General features: G+C 55.7%; 17 protein-coding genes. 8 read left to right on the forward strand and 9 right to left on the reverse strand.

The annotated features are described in order from the left end of the window. Positions 1–69: 69 nt before the first annotated feature. A complete protein-coding gene (locus tag ABLU88_RS10280; protein WP_032751300.1) occupies positions 70–642 on the reverse strand; it encodes a fimbrial-like protein in 573 nt (190 codons plus the stop codon). Positions 643–1087: 445 nt separating this feature from the next. Beyond that, the gene (zupT, locus tag ABLU88_RS10285; RefSeq protein ID WP_025105919.1) at positions 1088–1858 is read right to left on the reverse strand and encodes a zinc transporter ZupT; all 771 of its coding nucleotides are present in this window, start codon (positions 1856–1858) and stop codon (positions 1088–1090) included. Between the two features lie 193 nt (positions 1859–2051). On the opposite strand from zupT, the gene ygiD reads away from it, so the two are divergent. After that, positions 2052–2843: a 4,5-DOPA dioxygenase extradiol gene (gene ygiD, locus ABLU88_RS10290; RefSeq protein WP_014226877.1), complete on the forward strand. Its 792-nt coding sequence runs from the start codon at positions 2052–2054 to the stop codon at positions 2841–2843. Positions 2844–2888: 45 nt separating this feature from the next. Here ygiD and ABLU88_RS10295 read toward each other — a convergent pair whose 3' ends face one another. From ABLU88_RS10295 to tolC, 3 genes are all read right to left on the reverse strand, one after another. Then, positions 2889–4049 (reverse strand): glutathionylspermidine synthase family protein, encoded by a 1161-nt coding sequence (locus ABLU88_RS10295; RefSeq protein ID WP_207172197.1) that lies wholly within the window; start codon positions 4047–4049, stop codon positions 2889–2891. A gap of 5 nt (positions 4050–4054) precedes the next feature. Further along, positions 4055–4723 (reverse strand): DUF1190 family protein, encoded by a 669-nt coding sequence (locus ABLU88_RS10300; RefSeq protein ID WP_004125303.1) that lies wholly within the window; start codon positions 4721–4723, stop codon positions 4055–4057. 169 nt (positions 4724–4892) lie between these two features. Continuing rightward, the gene (tolC, locus tag ABLU88_RS10305) at positions 4893–6341 is read right to left on the reverse strand and encodes an outer membrane channel protein TolC (protein ID WP_032692881.1); all 1449 of its coding nucleotides are present in this window, start codon (positions 6339–6341) and stop codon (positions 4893–4895) included. Positions 6342–6536: 195 nt separating this feature from the next. Here tolC and nudF point away from each other — a divergent pair, with 195 nt between their 5' ends. From nudF to parE, 5 genes are read left to right on the forward strand one after another with little or no spacing between them, the layout of a single operon-like run. Further along, on the forward strand, positions 6537–7169 hold the full coding sequence (gene nudF / locus ABLU88_RS10310) for an ADP-ribose diphosphatase (protein WP_004854249.1): 633 nt from the start codon (positions 6537–6539) through the stop codon (positions 7167–7169). Beyond that, positions 7166–7588, forward strand: coding sequence for a DUF1249 family protein (locus ABLU88_RS10315; protein ID WP_004854247.1), 423 nt, complete (start codon positions 7166–7168; stop codon positions 7586–7588). The genes nudF and ABLU88_RS10315 overlap by 4 nt, the downstream gene beginning before the upstream one ends. A gap of 24 nt (positions 7589–7612) precedes the next feature. Continuing rightward, positions 7613–8440, forward strand: a complete 828-nt coding sequence (gene cpdA / locus ABLU88_RS10320; RefSeq protein ID WP_004854245.1) for a 3',5'-cyclic-AMP phosphodiesterase — start codon at positions 7613–7615, stop codon at positions 8438–8440. Then, the gene (yqiA, locus tag ABLU88_RS10325) at positions 8440–9015 is read left to right on the forward strand and encodes an esterase YqiA (RefSeq protein ID WP_004854243.1); all 576 of its coding nucleotides are present in this window, start codon (positions 8440–8442) and stop codon (positions 9013–9015) included. The genes cpdA and yqiA overlap by 1 nt, the downstream gene beginning before the upstream one ends. 30 nt (positions 9016–9045) lie before the next feature. Further along, entirely contained in the window at positions 9046–10941 is a 1896-nt protein-coding gene (parE, locus tag ABLU88_RS10330; protein WP_004854242.1) for a DNA topoisomerase IV subunit B, read from the forward strand. Positions 10942–10982: 41 nt separating this feature from the next. Here the strand turns inward: parE and ABLU88_RS10335 are convergent, their stop codons facing one another. From ABLU88_RS10335 to qseB, 4 genes are all read right to left on the reverse strand, one after another. Next, positions 10983–11297 carry a putative quinol monooxygenase gene (locus tag ABLU88_RS10335; protein ID WP_004125281.1) on the reverse strand — a complete coding sequence of 105 codons (315 nt, stop codon included), beginning with the start codon at positions 11295–11297 and terminating at the stop codon, positions 10983–10985. Between the two features lie 91 nt (positions 11298–11388). Beyond that, entirely contained in the window at positions 11389–11970 is a 582-nt protein-coding gene (locus ABLU88_RS10340; RefSeq protein WP_208923825.1) for an NAD(P)H-dependent oxidoreductase, read from the reverse strand. Positions 11971–12076: 106 nt separating this feature from the next. Next, positions 12077–13426 (reverse strand): quorum sensing histidine kinase QseC, encoded by a 1350-nt coding sequence (gene qseC / locus ABLU88_RS10345; protein ID WP_208923826.1) that lies wholly within the window; start codon positions 13424–13426, stop codon positions 12077–12079. After that, positions 13423–14082, reverse strand: a complete 660-nt coding sequence (qseB, locus tag ABLU88_RS10350) for a quorum sensing response regulator transcription factor QseB (RefSeq protein ID WP_014226870.1) — start codon at positions 14080–14082, stop codon at positions 13423–13425. Before qseB ends, qseC begins: the two co-directional genes overlap by 4 nt. Before the next feature lie 150 nt (positions 14083–14232). On the opposite strand from qseB, the gene ABLU88_RS10355 reads away from it, so the two are divergent. Beyond that, on the forward strand, positions 14233–14640 hold the full coding sequence (locus ABLU88_RS10355) for a YgiW/YdeI family stress tolerance OB fold protein (protein ID WP_014839568.1): 408 nt from the start codon (positions 14233–14235) through the stop codon (positions 14638–14640). A 77-nt stretch (positions 14641–14717) separates the two neighbouring features. Further along, on the forward strand, positions 14718–15587 hold the full coding sequence (locus ABLU88_RS10360; RefSeq protein ID WP_009651841.1) for an AraC family transcriptional regulator: 870 nt from the start codon (positions 14718–14720) through the stop codon (positions 15585–15587). Positions 15588–15709 lie beyond the last annotated feature (122 nt).

Raw genomic sequence — 15709 nt, forward strand, 5'->3', positions numbered from 1 at the left:
AAAATAGACCAGGAAAGCCGGTGAATCCATCACCGGCTTGAATCGATAAAAATTAAGCGAAAGTGATAATTATTTATAAGCCAGGACGTAGTTTGCCTGAGCGTAAACATCACCCTCGGTTGCATTTTTACCTTTAGATTCCATGCGGGCGTGGAAGTCCAGGTTCTGAGTCGGGTTGGTATCGGTAAACACTACCGGCACTGCGGATCCCAGGGTTACGGTGTTGTAACCTGCGTCCATAATACGTACGCCAACGCCGGTAGCGCCGCCGTAGTTGCTTTCTTTGGTATTTACCATCAGGCTGGCGTCATTGCTGTCGACGTTGGCAGAAGTAAAGGTCACGTTCACTTTATCCGTTGTCGTTTTCACGCCTTTATCATCCGTTGTGCTCAGAATACAGTCGCGCAGTTTGATAGAGAAATCTGCAGGCTGAGAGTACTGGCCGCCGTTCAGTACGCTATCGGCAACCTGGCCGAGATCGACATCAATCTGAGAGCTTTCCGGTGTCACAGAGCAAGGGGCGGTAATAACGGTACCGGAGAAGGTGACAATACCGTGGCCCTGATCTTCAGCGCTGGCATTAAAAGCAGTCGCAGAAAAAACAGCGGTAGTGACAACAGCGAGCAGCGTTTTTTTAAACATGGAATATAGTCCTTTATAGATGATCAATATTAAATATGAGGTTTACGACAACTGGTATGGGATTGGGTTTGCTTGAATTAATATTAATTCAACGCGTAAAAACTATCACGCTGCTCACTGTTACGCATGTTAATTGTAATTAAAGGTAACTCGCAGTTTTCCTTAATGTATGCATTTTAGTGCGCTTTTTTTAGGATATTTCGCAATGTAATATCTCTTTTGACGGTGGCTTTACCTGTATTGATTGTTGATGTGAATAAATTTCGTTTGATACCCGCAGAATTAACGTCAAATTAATGCCAAAGCAATGAGGGCGAATGCTGTGAAAAGGCTATTTACGCATGGTCTTAATTGACTAAAGGTTAAATTTAATACCTGTTCTCAATTCATCATTAATGATGAATTCATGTAATGAATTGACAAGTGAAATAATGGGGGCATTGACTCAGCCAATGCCCACCGTTTGCAAAACCACCAGGCTTAATCCCATCACTGACATCCCGCACAGCACGCCATAGCTCGGGTTGCTTTGTGGATCGAGCTCTTTCGCCAGCGGCATAAGCTCATCAACCGACAGCGCAATCATGATACCGGCAACCGCGGCCATAACGGCGCCCATCATCACCGGGGATATCGCGCTGCCCAGCACCAGCCAGGCCAGCACGCCGCCGAAGATTTCCGCCATGCCGGAAAGACCCGCCCAGAACACCGCTTTACTTCTGGAGCCCGTGGCGGCATATACCGGTCCGGCTACCGCCAGTCCTTCCGGGATGTTGTGTAGCGCAACGGCTAACGCGACCCCCATGCCCAGCTCGAGATTATTGCTGGCCGTCACGAAGGTCGCAATGCCCTCGGGGAAGTTATGCAGGCTGATGCCTAAGGTCAGCAAAATCGCCGTACGGCGCAGGTTGCGCGGGCGGGAAATGCCGGGAGACATCAGATCCTGCGGGTGGGCGTGAGGCAGCATGCGGTCAAGCGCAAAGTAGCCCAGAAGGCCGATAATAAACATGCCGTAGCCGAGCAGGGGGGACATGCCTTCGGTAGCCAGCGCGGCGGGCAGCATCTCCATCAACGAAATCAACAGCATGATCCCGGCGGCGAATCCCAGTGAGAATCCCAGTAAGCGATTCGAGGGTTTCTGCCCGATAACGCCGAAAATGGCGCCAATAAAGGTAGCGCTCCCTGCCAGCAGGGTCAAAATGACGGGTGAGGACAACATTCACCTCCTTATGAAAATAATTCTTATTAAGAGTATCCTGATCCATTGACGATCGCGAGCGCGCGGATTCACTCTTTACCGCCGCTTACATTCAAATTTTCTGACGATCATCATCATGCTTATCTGAGTTTATCCTCCATAGAAAGAGCGTAATGTAAATACATCAACTTTCTTAATAAAGGATATCACTATGTCCCGTACCCGCATGCCCGCGCTGTTTTTAGGTCACGGTAGCCCGATGAACGTGCTGGAAGATAACATCTATACTCGCGCCTGGCGGCATCTGGGCGAGACGCTGGCGCGGCCTAAAGCCATTGTGGTGATCTCCGCGCACTGGTTCACTCGCGGTACAGGAGTGACCGCGATGGAGGCGCCGAAAACGATTCATGATTTTGGCGGTTTTCCCCAGGCGCTCTACGATACGCATTATCCGGCGCCGGGTTCGCCTGAGCTGGCCCAGCGTCTGGTCGAGCTGCTGGCGCCGGTGCCGGTGACGCTGGATAAAGAAGCCTGGGGCTTTGACCATGGTTCCTGGGGCGTGTTGATTAAAATGTATCCCGATGCTGATATTCCGATGGTACAGCTGAGTATTGATAGTACGAAGCCCGCGGCATGGCATTTCGAAATGGGGCGTAAGCTGGCTCAGCTGCGCGATGAGGGCATTATGCTGGTGGCAAGCGGCAACGTGGTGCATAACCTGCGTACCGCACGCTGGCACGGCGAAAATACACCTTATCCCTGGGCGGCGTCGTTTAATGACTACGTGAAGGCGAACCTGGACTGGAAAGGTCCCGTAGCGGAACATCCGCTGGTGAATTACCTGGCGCATGAAGGCGGATCGTTATCGAACCCGACGGCCGATCACTTTCTGCCGCTGTTGTACGTGCTGGGCGCCTGGGACGGTGAAGAGCCGATTACGATCCCGGTTGAAGGAATGGAAATGGGCTCCCTGAGCATGCTGTCGGTGGTCATTGGCGCCTGAAAATAGATAAACCCCGGCAGTAAACAATGCCGCCGGGGTTTGCTGTTACTCGACGAAAATGTGCGGATAAAAGCGCGACAGATCCTGAGTGATCAGCGCCCGGTCTTCGCGAATGCCAATTCCCGCCGGCTGGTCGTTAATCAGCCAGCTGCCGATGAGCGTGTAGCTGTCGCCAAACTTCGGCAACGGATAGAACGCCTGGACGATGGTGCCCTCTTCACCGTACGGCCCTTCTACCGCCTCCAGCACTTTGCCATTCTCCACTATAGAGACGTTAGCGCCTTCGCGGGAGAAGATCGGTTTGATAACGTACTTCTCCAGCTCCGGATGCGCATCTTCGCTGAAATAAGCGGCCAGCAGGTTCGGATGGTTGGGGAACATCTCCCACAGCAGCGGCAGCAGCGCTTTGTTGGAGATAATGCTCTTCCACGCCGGCTCCAGCCAGCGCACGCCTGCATCTTCCAGCTTGGTGGAGAACACCTCGCGCAGCATGTACTCCCATGGATAGAGCTTGAACAGATTACCAATCACCTGATCCTGCAGGTCGGTAAACTGGCCTTTTTCGCCGAGACCAATATCTTCGATGTAGAGGAACTCGGTTGCCACGCCCGCTTCTGCGGCGCAGTCCTGCAAATATTGCACGGTACCGCGGTCTTCAACGGTATCGCGACAGCAGGCCATATGCAGCAGCTGGAAGCCGAACTGCTCGCGCAGCTCGCCAAAGCGATCGATCAGCTTCTCCTGCAGGCTGTTGAACTGATCGCTGCACGCCGGCAGCTGACCGGCGTTCAGCTGATCTTCCATCCAGATCCACTGGAAAAATGCTGCTTCATAGAGGGACGTTGGCGTATCGGCGTTGTTCTCCAGCAGCTTCGGCTCACCCACGCCGTCCCACGCGAGATCGAGACGCGAATACAGCGAGGGCTGATGGGTTTTCCACGACTGGCGTACGAAGCCCCAGGTGTGTTTGGGGATGCGAAATTTGGCCATTAACTCATCGCTGGCGATGACTTTTTCCACCGCCTGCAGACACATCTGATGCAGCTCAGCGGTGACGTCTTCAAGCTTTTCAACCTGCGCCAGCGTCAGTTTGTAATAGGCTTCTTCGCTCCAGTACGGCTCGCCGTACATGGTGTGAAAGTTAAAGCCATATTCTGTCGCCTTTTCGCGCCAGTCCGGGCGCTCGGTAATGCTGATTCTTTCCATGTCGCTTAGCCGCCCATTGAGCGTGAAGAAGAGGAGCTTGCTGAGCTACGCTGCATGGTTGATTGCTTAGCGACCGAGTCGCCAAACCCGCCGCGCGTCACGGTGCTGGTGGTGGCTGGTTTTGGCGCCATCGCAGTTTTCGGCACGGTCATGGTACGGCCCGGCTGCGCTGCTCCGTAGCTCTTACCGCCCGCGTCGGTGTATTTACCATAGGCCGGGCTGGCCGGGTTTTTTGAGCTGAACAGCGGCTGCTGAGCGCCCATTCCGCCGCCCATCATCCGGCCCATCATGTAGCCCGCCATCAGCGGCATCCAGAAGCTGCCGCTGCTTTGCGCCTGGGCCTGGTTTTCCGGAGCCATGCCTGCCTGAGCCGGCGCCTGCTGGCACTGACCTTCACCGAATTCGGCGACGCAATCTTCACGGGAGGCGTATTTCGGCGCGGTGCGCTCCGCTTCTTTGAGCGCGTTGTTGTAAGCGGTGGTGCACTCTGCGGATTTGCTCGGGTTAGCGGCAGAGCAGTCATCGGCGTTTTGATACAGAGAAACCGTTTCATCGCTTTGTTCACAGCCGGCGAGCATAAATACCGCCGTCACGGCGAGCGCAACGGGAGTTAAATGACGAGCGCTCCAGCTTTTGCGGAAGGAGGCGTGTTTAATATTTTTTGTCCGTTTCATGTTTGTCTTCCTGGACCCAGTGGTATGCGTTTTGTTAACGCTCAGGATAGAGGATGAGTGGTGGAAAATGAAGCGAATAGGGGCGGAAAGCGGGGGATCTTTACGTTGCCTTACGTTTAACGCTTCGCTTACCCGCGGGGTAAGCGAAGCGTGGAGTGCGCAAGCTTAATTACTGGCGGAACGGATTGCTGCCGCTGGTGCTGCGTGCGGACGCCGGTTTTGCCGCGACGGTGTTGCTGTAGCCGTCAGCGCTGGCATCCTGCTGCGGATTTTCCGGCGCCACGCTGTCCGGCGAGGTCGGAATCGCTTTACCCAGCGTGTTGTTCAGCGCAACCAGATCCTGCTCGTTCAGCGTACCGAGCGCGGACTTGATGTTCAGCTCGTTAATCAGGTAGTTATAACGCGCGTTGGACAGCTGCTGTTTTGCGTTATACAGCGTGGTGGTCGCGTCCAGGACATCGACGATGGTACGCGTACCCACTGAATAACCGGCTTCCATGGCATCCAGTGAACTTTGGGCAGACACCACGGCCTGTTTGTAGGCATTGATGCTGCTGATGGACGCGTTCACGTTGTTAAAAGAGGAACGAACGGTCTGCACCACGCTACGATGCGCGCTTTCCAGCTGCTCGCTGGCGCCGACAAAGTTGTACTGCGCCTGTTTAACCTGGGAGTTCACCATCCCGCCCTGATACAGCGGCAGGGAGAAGTTCAGGCCGATTTGGTTCTGCCCGATATCTCTGTCCTGCGTGGTGTTTTTAGAACCACTGTAGCTGTTATTAGATACGCTACTGGACGCGTTTAAATTCAGGGTCGGCAGATGCCCATCCTGCGCCTGGCGAATTTGCTCGCGCGCCAGGTCCTGGCTGAGTCGGGCCTGCAGCAGCGACAGGTTGCGGTTTTCCGCTTCTTTCAACAGCGCGTTCACCGCCGATGGTTTAGTGGTTTTAAAACCATCAACGTTCAGCGAGGCCAGCTCCGGATAGTAGTTGCCGGTCACCTGACGCAGCCCTTCTACGGCGTTATCAAGGTCGTTGCGCGCGGTGACTTCATTCGCCAGCACGGCATCGTACTGCGAACGGGCGTTCTGTACGTCAGTAATCGCCACCAGGCCAACGTTAAAGCGCTGGGTGGTCTGATCTAACTGGCGGTAAATAGCCTGTTTCTGCGCTTCGGTATAGGAGAGCGTATCGATCGCGGCCAGCACTTTAAAATAGGCCGTCGCGGTGTTCAGAATCAGCGTTTGCTGATCCGTCTGATAGGTGACGTCCTGAATGCCGGCGTTCTTTTCCTGCAGCGTCAGCGCACGCCATTTCGACATATCAAACAGAACCTGCGTGAGCTGCAGCGATCCGCTGGTGACGTCGGAATTCTGGTCTTTAGCATCACGGAAGCCGCTGGTATAGGTATAATCTGCACCCAGACCGAGCTGTGGCAATAACGGGCTACGCGCTTCGTTGATCTTCTCGAATGCGGCATCACGATCGGCTGCTGATTTACGCAGATCAGGGTTGCTGACACGCGCCTGCTGATAAACCTGCAGCAGGTTTTCAGCCTGGCTCATGGCGCTGAAGCCAGTCAGGCCCAGGCCGATAAGGATGGGAAAGAGTTTCTTCATTTGCATTCCTTGTTGTGAAGCATTTAGCGCTACTCAAATTCTAAAAATAATCACTGATTGTATAGAGTCTGTTACCGTAAAAAGTTGGCGTTATGTGCCATGGGGCGGTAATTTGCACCAATCTAGCATACGAGCCGTAAAACGGTAGCCACACCGCCTATAAATTCATAACTTCATGTTCTACAGGATATCGAAATGAGCGACGTCAATCAGCAGGGGATTACCTTCTCTAAAAACGATGTAGAAATTATTGCACGCGAAACGCTTTATCGCGGTTTTTTTTCGCTCGATTTATATCGTTTTCGCCATCGCCTGTTCAACGGTGGGATGAGCGGCGAAGTGACCCGCGAAATTTTTGAGCGCGGCCACGCCGCAGTCTTGCTACCCTTTGACCCGGTACGCGATGAAGTTGTGCTCGTCGAGCAGATCCGTATTGCGGCGTATGATACCAGCGCGAGCCCGTGGCTGCTCGAAATGGTCGCCGGTATGATAGAAGAAGGCGAGTCTCCTGAAGATGTCGCCCGTCGTGAAGCGGTGGAAGAGGCCGGGCTTATTGTTGGCCGGGTTAAACCGGTCCTCAGCTACCTGGCCAGCCCCGGCGGCACCAGCGAAAGGCTGTCTATTATGGTGGGTGAAGTCGATGCAACGACGGCAAAAGGAATTCATGGACTGGCCGACGAAAACGAGGATATTCGCGTTCATGTGGTGAGCCGGGAACAGGCTTACAGATGGGTGGAAGAGGGGAAAATCGACAACGCAGCCTCTGTCATCGCGCTGCAATGGCTACAACTGCATTATCACAATTTACGAAACGAGTGGACAAAATGAAGCGTTATACACCTGACTTTCCTGAAATGATGCGCCTGTGTGAAACCAACTTTGCCCAGCTGCGCCGCCTGTTGCCGCGAACGGATGCAGCGGGAGAAAAGGTGAGTTACCAGGTGGGCAACGCGCAATACCGATTAACCATCGTCGAATCGACCCGCTACACTACGTTAGTGGCGATTGAACAGACGGCACCGTCGGTGAGCTACTGGAGTCTGCCGTCAATGACGGTACGGCTCTATCACGATGCAATGGTCGCTGAAGTGTGTTCAAGTCAGCAGATCTTTCGCTTTAAAGCGCGGTATGATTATCCTAATAAAAAGTTGCATCAACGCGACGAAAAGCATCAAATTAATCAGTTTCTGGCCGATTGGCTGCGATACTGTTTTGCACATGGAGCGATGGCGATTCCGGTTTGTTAGCGTCGTGAAACCTAAGGACACCATTTGGAAAGCCTGTTAAACCTACCTTTGGCTGGTGAGGCCAGAGTCAGGATATTACAAATTACCGATACTCACCTGTTTGCTGAAAAACATGAAACGCTGTTAGGTATCAATACCTGGGAAAGCTATCAGGCCGTACTGGATGCGATCCACGCCTCACAGCGAGAGTGCGACCTGATCGTTGCTACAGGCGATTTGGCGCAAGATCACTCTGCCGCGGCCTACCAGCATTTTGCTGAAGGCATCGCGAGTTTTACTGCACCCTGCGTCTGGCTACCGGGTAATCATGATTTTCAACCGGCAATGTACAGCACGCTGCAGGAATCCGGCATCTCTCCCGCTAAACGCGTATTGCTGGGCGACCACTGGCAAGTATTGCTGATGGATAGCCAGGTGTTCGGCGTGCCGCACGGCGAGCTGAGCGATTTCCAGCTGGAATGGCTTGAGCAGAAGCTGACCGAAGTTCCGCAGCGGTATACGCTGCTGCTGTTGCACCATCATCCCATGCCGTCAGGCTGTAGCTGGCTGGATCAGCATAGCCTGCGTAATGCCGGGGCGCTTGATTGCGCGCTGGCCGCTTTTCCTCGCGTTAAGCATCTGCTCTGCGGCCATATTCACCAGGAGCTGGACCTTGACTGGAACGGACGGCGCATGATGGCCACGCCATCCACCTGCGTGCAGTTTAAGCCGCACTGCGCGAACTTCACGCTCGATACCGTCTCCCCAGGCTGGCGCTGGCTGGAACTGCATCCTGACGGCACATTGACCACTGAAGTTTGCCGTCTCGAAGGCGTGAAATTTCACCCGGATATCGCTTCAGAAGGATACTGATGTCTACGCTTCTCTATCTGCATGGTTTTAACAGCTCGCCTCGGTCGGCAAAAGCGACTGCGCTGAAAGCGTGGCTGGCGCAGACCTATCCTGACATCTCGATGGTGATACCGGAGCTCCCGGTTTATCCCGCGCAGGCGGCTGAGCATCTGGAGTCTATCGTGCTGGAGCATGGCGGTGAACCTCTGGGCGTTGTCGGGTCGTCGCTGGGGGGATATTACGCGACCTGGCTATCGCAGTGCTTTATGCTGCCCGCCGTGGTAGTGAACCCCGCGGTGCGCCCGTTTGAGCTGTTGAACAATTTCCTTGGCCCCAATGAGAATCCATACACGGGGCAGCAATATGTGCTAGAGTCTCGCCATATTTACGATCTCAAGGTCATGCAAATTGACCCGCTGGAAGCGCCGGATTTAATCTGGTTATTGCAGCAAACGGGTGATGAAGTGCTTGATTACCGCCAGGCCGTGGATTATTTCGCCTCCTGCCGACAAACGGTAGAGGAGGGCGGTAATCACGCATTTGTTGGCTTTGAAGATCATTTCACTCAGATTATCGATTTTCTGGGCCTGCGCTGAGCGGTTCGGAACGACCTACGAATACACACCATGACGCAATCTTCATATAACGCTGATGCCATTGAGGTACTCACCGGGCTAGAGCCGGTTCGCCGCCGTCCGGGAATGTACACTGATACCACACGTCCAAACCATCTTGGTCAGGAAGTTATTGATAACAGCGTGGATGAGGCCCTGGCCGGTCACGCGAAACGCGTGGAGGTGATTCTCCACGCCGATCAGTCGCTGGAAGTCATCGACGATGGACGCGGAATGCCGGTGGATATCCACCCTGAAGAGGGGGTTCCGGCAGTTGAACTGATTCTTTGCCGCCTGCACGCCGGGGGGAAGTTCTCCAATAAGAACTACCAGTTCTCCGGCGGCCTGCACGGCGTAGGGATTTCGGTGGTCAACGCCTTATCGAAACGCGTTGAGGTGAACGTGCGCCGCGACGGCCAGGTCTACAGCATCGCGTTTGAAAACGGCGATAAAGTAGAAGATCTGCACGTGACCGGTACCTGCGGTAAGCGCAATACCGGTACCAGCGTGCACTTCTGGCCGGACGAAAGCTTTTTCGATAGCCCGCGTTTTTCCGTCTCGCGCCTTTCTCATTTATTAAAGGCCAAGGCCGTTCTCTGCCCGGGCGTAGAGATTGTTTTCCGCGATCTGGTTAACGACAGCGAACAGCGCTGGTGCTACGCCGATGGTCTGACCGACTATCTTAGCGAAGCGGTTAACGGCCTGCCGCTGCTGCCGGAAAAACCGTTCGTCGGCACCTTCTCCGGCGATACCGAAGCGGTTGACTGGGCGCTGCTGTGGCTGCCGGAAGGCGGTGAACTGCTGACCGAAAGCTACGTCAACCTGATCCCGACGATGCAGGGCGGTACCCACGTTAACGGCCTGCGCCAGGGGCTGCTGGACGCCATGCGCGAGTTCTGCGAATACCGCAATATTCTGCCGCGCGGCGTGAAGCTGTCGGCGGAAGATATCTGGGAGCGCTGCGCCTACGTCCTGTCCGTGAAGATGCAGGACCCGCAGTTTGCCGGGCAAACGAAAGAGCGCCTCTCTTCCCGTCAGTGCGCCGCGTTTGTTTCCGGGGTGGTCAAAGATGCCTTCAGCCTGTGGCTGAACCAGAACGTTCAGTCGGCAGAGCTGCTGGCGGAAATGGCGATCTCCAGCGCCCAGCGTCGCCTGCGCGCGGCGAAGAAAGTGGTGCGTAAAAAGCTGACCAGCGGTCCGGCGCTGCCCGGTAAGCTGGCGGACTGTACCGCCCAGGATTTGAACCGAACCGAACTGTTCCTTGTGGAAGGGGATTCGGCGGGCGGATCGGCCAAGCAGGCGCGCGATCGCGAGTATCAGGCGATCATGCCGCTGAAAGGTAAAATCCTGAACACCTGGGAAGTCTCTTCCGATGAGGTGCTGGCTTCCCAGGAAGTGCATGATATTTCCGTCGCCATCGGTATCGATCCGGATAGCGACGACCTGAGCCAGCTGCGCTACGGCAAGATTTGTATTCTGGCGGATGCCGACTCCGACGGCCTGCACATCGCGACGCTGCTGTGCGCGCTGTTTGTCAGGCACTTCCGCACGCTGGTTAAGCAGGGTCACGTCTACGTGGCGCTGCCGCCCCTGTACCGTATCGACCTCGGCAAAGAGGTGTATTACGCGCTTACAGAAGAAGAGAAAACCGGCGTGCTGGAGCAGCTTAAGCGCAAGAAAGGCAAGCCGAACGTGCAGCGCTTTAAAGGGCTGGGCGAGATGAACCCGATGCAGCTGCGCGAGACCACGCTGGATCCGAATACCCGCCGTCTGGTACAGCTGATTATCAACGATGAAGACGAGCAGCAGACGACCGCCATGATGGATATGCTGTTAGCGAAGAAGCGTTCTGAAGATCGGCGTAACTGGCTGCAGGAGAAGGGCGATCTGGCGGAGCTGGACGGATAATAAAAAATCGGCCGGGAAACCGGCCGATGTCGTTTGCTTGCTTAAATACCCGCTTCAAGAATACGAATATTCATTTCCAGTACGTCGCCTTTCACGGCTTCGCCGTAGGCTTTCATGTGCGGCGTCTGCAGGTGCGCTTCAAGATGCGCGACGCTTTCCCACTGCTCGACCATCACGATAGAATCCGGTGAAGTAGTCTGAAAACTGACGCCAGCGGCGTGATCCACCAGCGGCGCATAGCCGTGGCAGCCTTCTTCCTGGAGAACGGTCGGGGTAATTTTTGCGAACTGATCCAGCACCGCCTGACGATGGTGTTGGCCCGGACGAGTGCGAATTTCAGCGATCACTGTCAACATGGTTAACTCAACTCCTTCTGTATATTCTCATCATACTTCAAGCCGCCGCTAAAATGAGCCGCGCTTGTCGTCTTTTCATAACTCACTACAGTTAACCAAAAATTTCCGCCAGATGCTTGCGATATTCTGCCGTATAACGCGGAACATCGGGCATTTTGATCACATCGTTGGCGATGAAGGTGGGCAGGGCGCTCATCCCAAGGAACTGGTTGGCCTTATGGAATGGCAGGTACACCCCGTCGACGCCAACGCCGTGGAAGAACTGATCTTTCTCGGTGAACGCTTCCATCGGCGCGTTCCAGGTCAGGGACAGCATATATTTTTTCCCCTGAATCAGGCCGCCGGAACCATATTTCTTACTGGCGTCGGAGCGGGTGCGGCCATCGCTGGCATACAGCGCGCCGTGACCTTCGGTAAAGACATCATCAATGTACTTTTTCACCGTCCACGGTGCGCCCATCCACCAGCCCGGCATCTGCCAGATAACCACGTCTGCGCAGAGAAAATTCTGCACTTCTTCTTTGATGTCGTAGTCGCTCTCGGCGCGGACGACCTTAACATCATGCCCGGCGTCGCGCAGATAACCATCCGCGACCTCGGTCAGGGTGTCGTTCAGCTGGCCGTTAGAGTGGGCGAATTTTTTCGCACCGTTAATAATCAGGATGTTGCTCATTTTTTATCCTCAACTTTTCAATTTTGAGGCTAATTTTACCCCGCAGGGCAAAGCGGTAAAATGAGCAAAATGTGCAAAGTCTTTTGCTTTTTTAGCAATAATGCCGCTACCAGCGAATGCGCGCCTCGAATCCGCCGTCCCGGGCGTTGTCGAAGCTGGCCGTCATCCCGTGCAGCGCGGCGATGCGTTTGACGATGGAGAGCCCAAGGCCGCTGCCGGGCTGTTCCTGGCCGGGAGGGCGATAAAAGCGCTCGCCGATGCGCGTCAGGGCCTCGGCGCTGATGCCCGGGCCGTTGTCGCGTACGCGAAATTCACCCGCATCAAGGATGATGTCGACCTGGCGTCCGGCGGCGCTATAGCGCACGGCGTTATCCAGAAGATTGCGCACCAGCAGGCTCAGCAGCAGCGGCTGGCCGGTGCGCGTGATGTTTTTCGCGTTCAGGTGCAGGCGTAGCTCAACGCCAGCCTGCTGGGCGGGGTGGTACATCTCCATGACCGCCGACTGCAGCAGTTCATCAAGGGCGATAGTCTGGAGATCGTCCAGCAGCGCCAGCGAATCCAGACGCGACAGGGTGAGCAGCTGGTCGACCAGGCGAGTGGCGCGATCGATCCCCTGGTGAAGCTGCGCCAGCGCTTTATCCAGCCCTTGCGGATCGTCCGTTGAGAGCTGAGCCACTTCGGTCTGCACCTTCAGCGCCGCCAGCGGGCTGCGCAGCTCGTGGGCGGCATCGGACGTGAAGCGACGCTCGCGGATCATGGTGTCATGCGTCCGGGTAAAGAGCTGATTTAGCGCGTCGACCAGCGGGCGAACTTCGCTGGGCACGTTCTCGCTATTTAGCGTTTCGGCGGAGTCCGGCGCCCGGGCGCGCAGCGTGGTGGCCAGCTTTTTCAGCGGCGCCAGCTCCCGGCTCAACAGCACGATGAGCAGCAAAAACATCAGCGGCAGCGCAACCAGCCAGGGCGTAAGCTGGGAGGTGACGATATCCAGCGCCATCTCGCGGCGGTAATCCCACTCCTGACCGACGGCGATACGATGGCGACCGTCGCGGGTGGTAAGCCACAGGAAGCGCCACTCGTCATCGTCGCCGCGCAGGTAGCCATCGCTGAACCCCTCCCGATGGTTACCCCACTGGATATCCTGGCCATTTTCGCCATCGTTAAGCACCATTTTGCCGTCGGCGGTAAAGATAGCGAAAGCCAGCGCATCGTCATCGAGATGGCCATGTTTGACCTTTTTCTGCTCCCGTACCTGCGGAGCGAGGGTATGGAGTTCGTCAACATTCATCGCGCTCAGGCGGCGGGCGAACAGCAGCTGCTGGGTATCGAACAGCTTATCCAGTTTGTCGGCGGTTTGTTGCCAGGCCACAAGGCTGGCAATGCCCCAGGCGGCGCTGGTCAGCAGCAGGAAAAGCAGCGTCAGGCGGACGCGCAGGCTCAGTCTACCCAGTCGTTTCATGCATCCCCCAGGGTATAGCCGATGCCGTGCACGGTGCGAATGAAGCCGCTGCCGAGCTTACGGCGCAGATGATGGACGTGCACTTCTACCGCGTTACTGGAGACATCGTCATCCCAGCTATAGAGCTTTTCCTCAATCAGCTTACGCGGCAGCACGCGTCCGGCGTTGCGCATCAGGAGTTCCAGCAGAGCAAACTCCTTTGGCTTGAGCGGCAGGCTCTCGCCGTTTAGCGTGGTCGTGAGTCGGCCTGGATCGAGAACAACATTGCCGTGCCGCAGCTCGCTGCTGCTGTGGCCGTGGGCGCGACGCATCAGCGCTTCCAGACGCGCGGCGACTTCAACCAGTGCGAAAGGTTTGCAGAGGTAGTCATCGGCGCCGAGACGTAACCCTTCAACGCGCTGGCTGAGCGCGTCGCGGGCGGTGAGGATCAGTACCGGTTCGTGGCGGCCTTTGTCGCGCCATTCGCGCAGAATATCCAGCCCATCGATGCCGGGCAGGGTCAGGTCCAGAATAATGGCGTCGTAAGGGGCGTGGTACAGCGCGGCTTTGCCCTCTTCGCCGCGGGTAAACCAGTCGACGCTGAAGCCCAGCTTGGTCAGTCCGGTTTTAAGGCCGTCGCCGATCAGTTTGTCGTCTTCCACCAGTAAAATGCGCATTTTCTGCTCCTGTGTCCCTCGGATATTCCCGCAGTAAAGCGCGTTGCGGCGCGCGCTGTACAGGAATAAAATTTATTTTTTCCGCTTAAGAAGTCGTTAAGTTTTGCCCGGTGTAATAGTGACGATATAAACACAAAGGGAGAACACATCATGAAGAAAATCGCCGCAATGACCGCTATCATCGCCTTAGTTTCCATGCCGGTACTGGCCGCCGGGCAGGGCGGATTTTCCGGACCCGGCTCGACGCAAACCAGCCAGACGACCACGCAAAACGGCGGGTTCATTGGCCCGAACGGGAGCGTAACGACGGTTGCGAATGCGAAAAGCCTGCGTGACGATACCTGGGTGACCCTGCGCGGTAAAATCGTGGAGCGTATTTCCGACGACCTGTATAAATTCCAGGACAGCTCCGGCACCGTGAACGTCGATATCGATCACAAGCGCTGGAACGGCGTGACCGTGACCCCGCAGGATACGGTAGAGATTCAGGGTGAAGTGGATAAAGACTGGAACTCAGTGGAAATCGACGTAAAGCAGATTCGTAAAATCACGCCATAATTTTCTTATCATCTTAAGCAAGATCGGTCAGGAACCGCACTCCTCGCTCTGTCAGAGTATGTTTCCGGGAGGATGCGATGAACGATACTCAGGTAAGCCCGGCCTTTGCCGGGCGTTTTCAGCAAGTGTGCTTGTACATTGAACGCCATCTGGACACGCCGCTGTCGCTGGAGACGCTTAGTGCGATAGCCCACAGCTCGCCGTATCATTTTCACCGGCAATTCAGCGCCTATAGCGGGGTACCGCTCTATCGCTATATCCAGTGGCTACGTCTGCGTCGCGCCTGTTGGCGACTGGCGTTTAATCCACAGGAAAAGATTATCGATATTGCCCTTGATGCGGGGTTCCAGAATCCTGAGTCGTTCAGCCGTGCCTTCCGCAGCGCTTTCGCGCAAAGCCCCAGCCAGTTCCGTCAACAGCCGGACTGGCTGGAATGGCATCGACGCGTGCCGAAACATACGCTACAGGAGCAACACCCGATGGATGTTAAAATAATCCAGCTACCTACCACTCAGATCGCGAGGCTGCGGCATCGCGGCAACCCTGATTTAGTCAATGAGACCGCCGCGAAGTTTATCGCCTGGCGCAAGGTGAGCGGTCTGTCCCCGGTCGCCAGCTGCGCAACCTGGGGAATCTCCTGGGACGACCCCGCGGCCACGCCGGCTGACGATTTTCGTTTCGATATTGGCGGTACGGTCAGCCAGCCGGTGCCGGAAAACAGCTTCGGCGTGGTGAATGGCGAGATCCCCGGCGGACGTTGCGCAGTGGTGCGTCATCACGGATCTCTGGACACGCTCGCGCAGAGCATCTGGTTTCTTTATCGCGACTGGCTGCCCGCATCGGGAGAGTCGCTGCGCGATTTCCCTGTTTTCTTTCGCTACCTCACTTTCGTGCATGAAGTCGGTGAGCATGAGCTGCAGACGGACGTTTATCTTCCGCTGAAATGAAGGATGTCCACTGAATTCCTCAACCAGCCTAACGCCCTGTGACTCAGGGCGTCAGATAGGGTATTATCGCCGGTAGTTTTGCCGTCCGAACGGCCGGTACGCAGATTGAGGATTCACGATTA

Origin of the sequence: Klebsiella sp. GW_Kp182, assembly GCF_040062275.1 — a bacterium.
GTDB classification, from domain to species: Bacteria; Pseudomonadota; Gammaproteobacteria; order Enterobacterales; family Enterobacteriaceae; genus Klebsiella; species Klebsiella michiganensis.

Excerpts from the sequence above, each read along its gene's own strand:
- ABLU88_RS10355 (WP_014839568.1), top strand. The coding sequence starts at position 14,233 with ATGAAGAAAATCGCCGCAATGACCGCTATCATCGCCTTAGTTTCCATG.
- ABLU88_RS10340 (WP_208923825.1), bottom strand. The coding sequence starts at position 11,970 with ATGAGCAACATCCTGATTATTAACGGTGCGAAAAAATTCGCCCACTCT.
- ABLU88_RS10280 (WP_032751300.1), bottom strand. The coding sequence starts at position 642 with ATGTTTAAAAAAACGCTGCTCGCTGTTGTCACTACCGCTGTTTTTTCT.
- ABLU88_RS10335 (WP_004125281.1), bottom strand. The coding sequence starts at position 11,297 with ATGTTGACAGTGATCGCTGAAATTCGCACTCGTCCGGGCCAACACCAT.
- yqiA (WP_004854243.1), top strand. The coding sequence starts at position 8,440 with ATGTCTACGCTTCTCTATCTGCATGGTTTTAACAGCTCGCCTCGGTCG.
- ABLU88_RS10315 (WP_004854247.1), top strand. The coding sequence starts at position 7,166 with ATGAAGCGTTATACACCTGACTTTCCTGAAATGATGCGCCTGTGTGAA.
- tolC (WP_032692881.1), bottom strand. The coding sequence starts at position 6,341 with ATGAAGAAACTCTTTCCCATCCTTATCGGCCTGGGCCTGACTGGCTTC.
- qseC (WP_208923826.1), bottom strand. The coding sequence starts at position 13,426 with ATGAAACGACTGGGTAGACTGAGCCTGCGCGTCCGCCTGACGCTGCTT.
- parE (WP_004854242.1), top strand. The coding sequence starts at position 9,046 with ATGACGCAATCTTCATATAACGCTGATGCCATTGAGGTACTCACCGGG.
- ygiD (WP_014226877.1), top strand. The coding sequence starts at position 2,052 with ATGTCCCGTACCCGCATGCCCGCGCTGTTTTTAGGTCACGGTAGCCCG.
- ABLU88_RS10295 (WP_207172197.1), bottom strand. The coding sequence starts at position 4,049 with ATGGAAAGAATCAGCATTACCGAGCGCCCGGACTGGCGCGAAAAGGCG.
- nudF (WP_004854249.1), top strand. The coding sequence starts at position 6,537 with ATGAGCGACGTCAATCAGCAGGGGATTACCTTCTCTAAAAACGATGTA.
- ABLU88_RS10300 (WP_004125303.1), bottom strand. The coding sequence starts at position 4,723 with ATGAAACGGACAAAAAATATTAAACACGCCTCCTTCCGCAAAAGCTGG.
- ABLU88_RS10360 (WP_009651841.1), top strand. The coding sequence starts at position 14,718 with ATGAACGATACTCAGGTAAGCCCGGCCTTTGCCGGGCGTTTTCAGCAA.
- qseB (WP_014226870.1), bottom strand. The coding sequence starts at position 14,082 with ATGCGCATTTTACTGGTGGAAGACGACAAACTGATCGGCGACGGCCTT.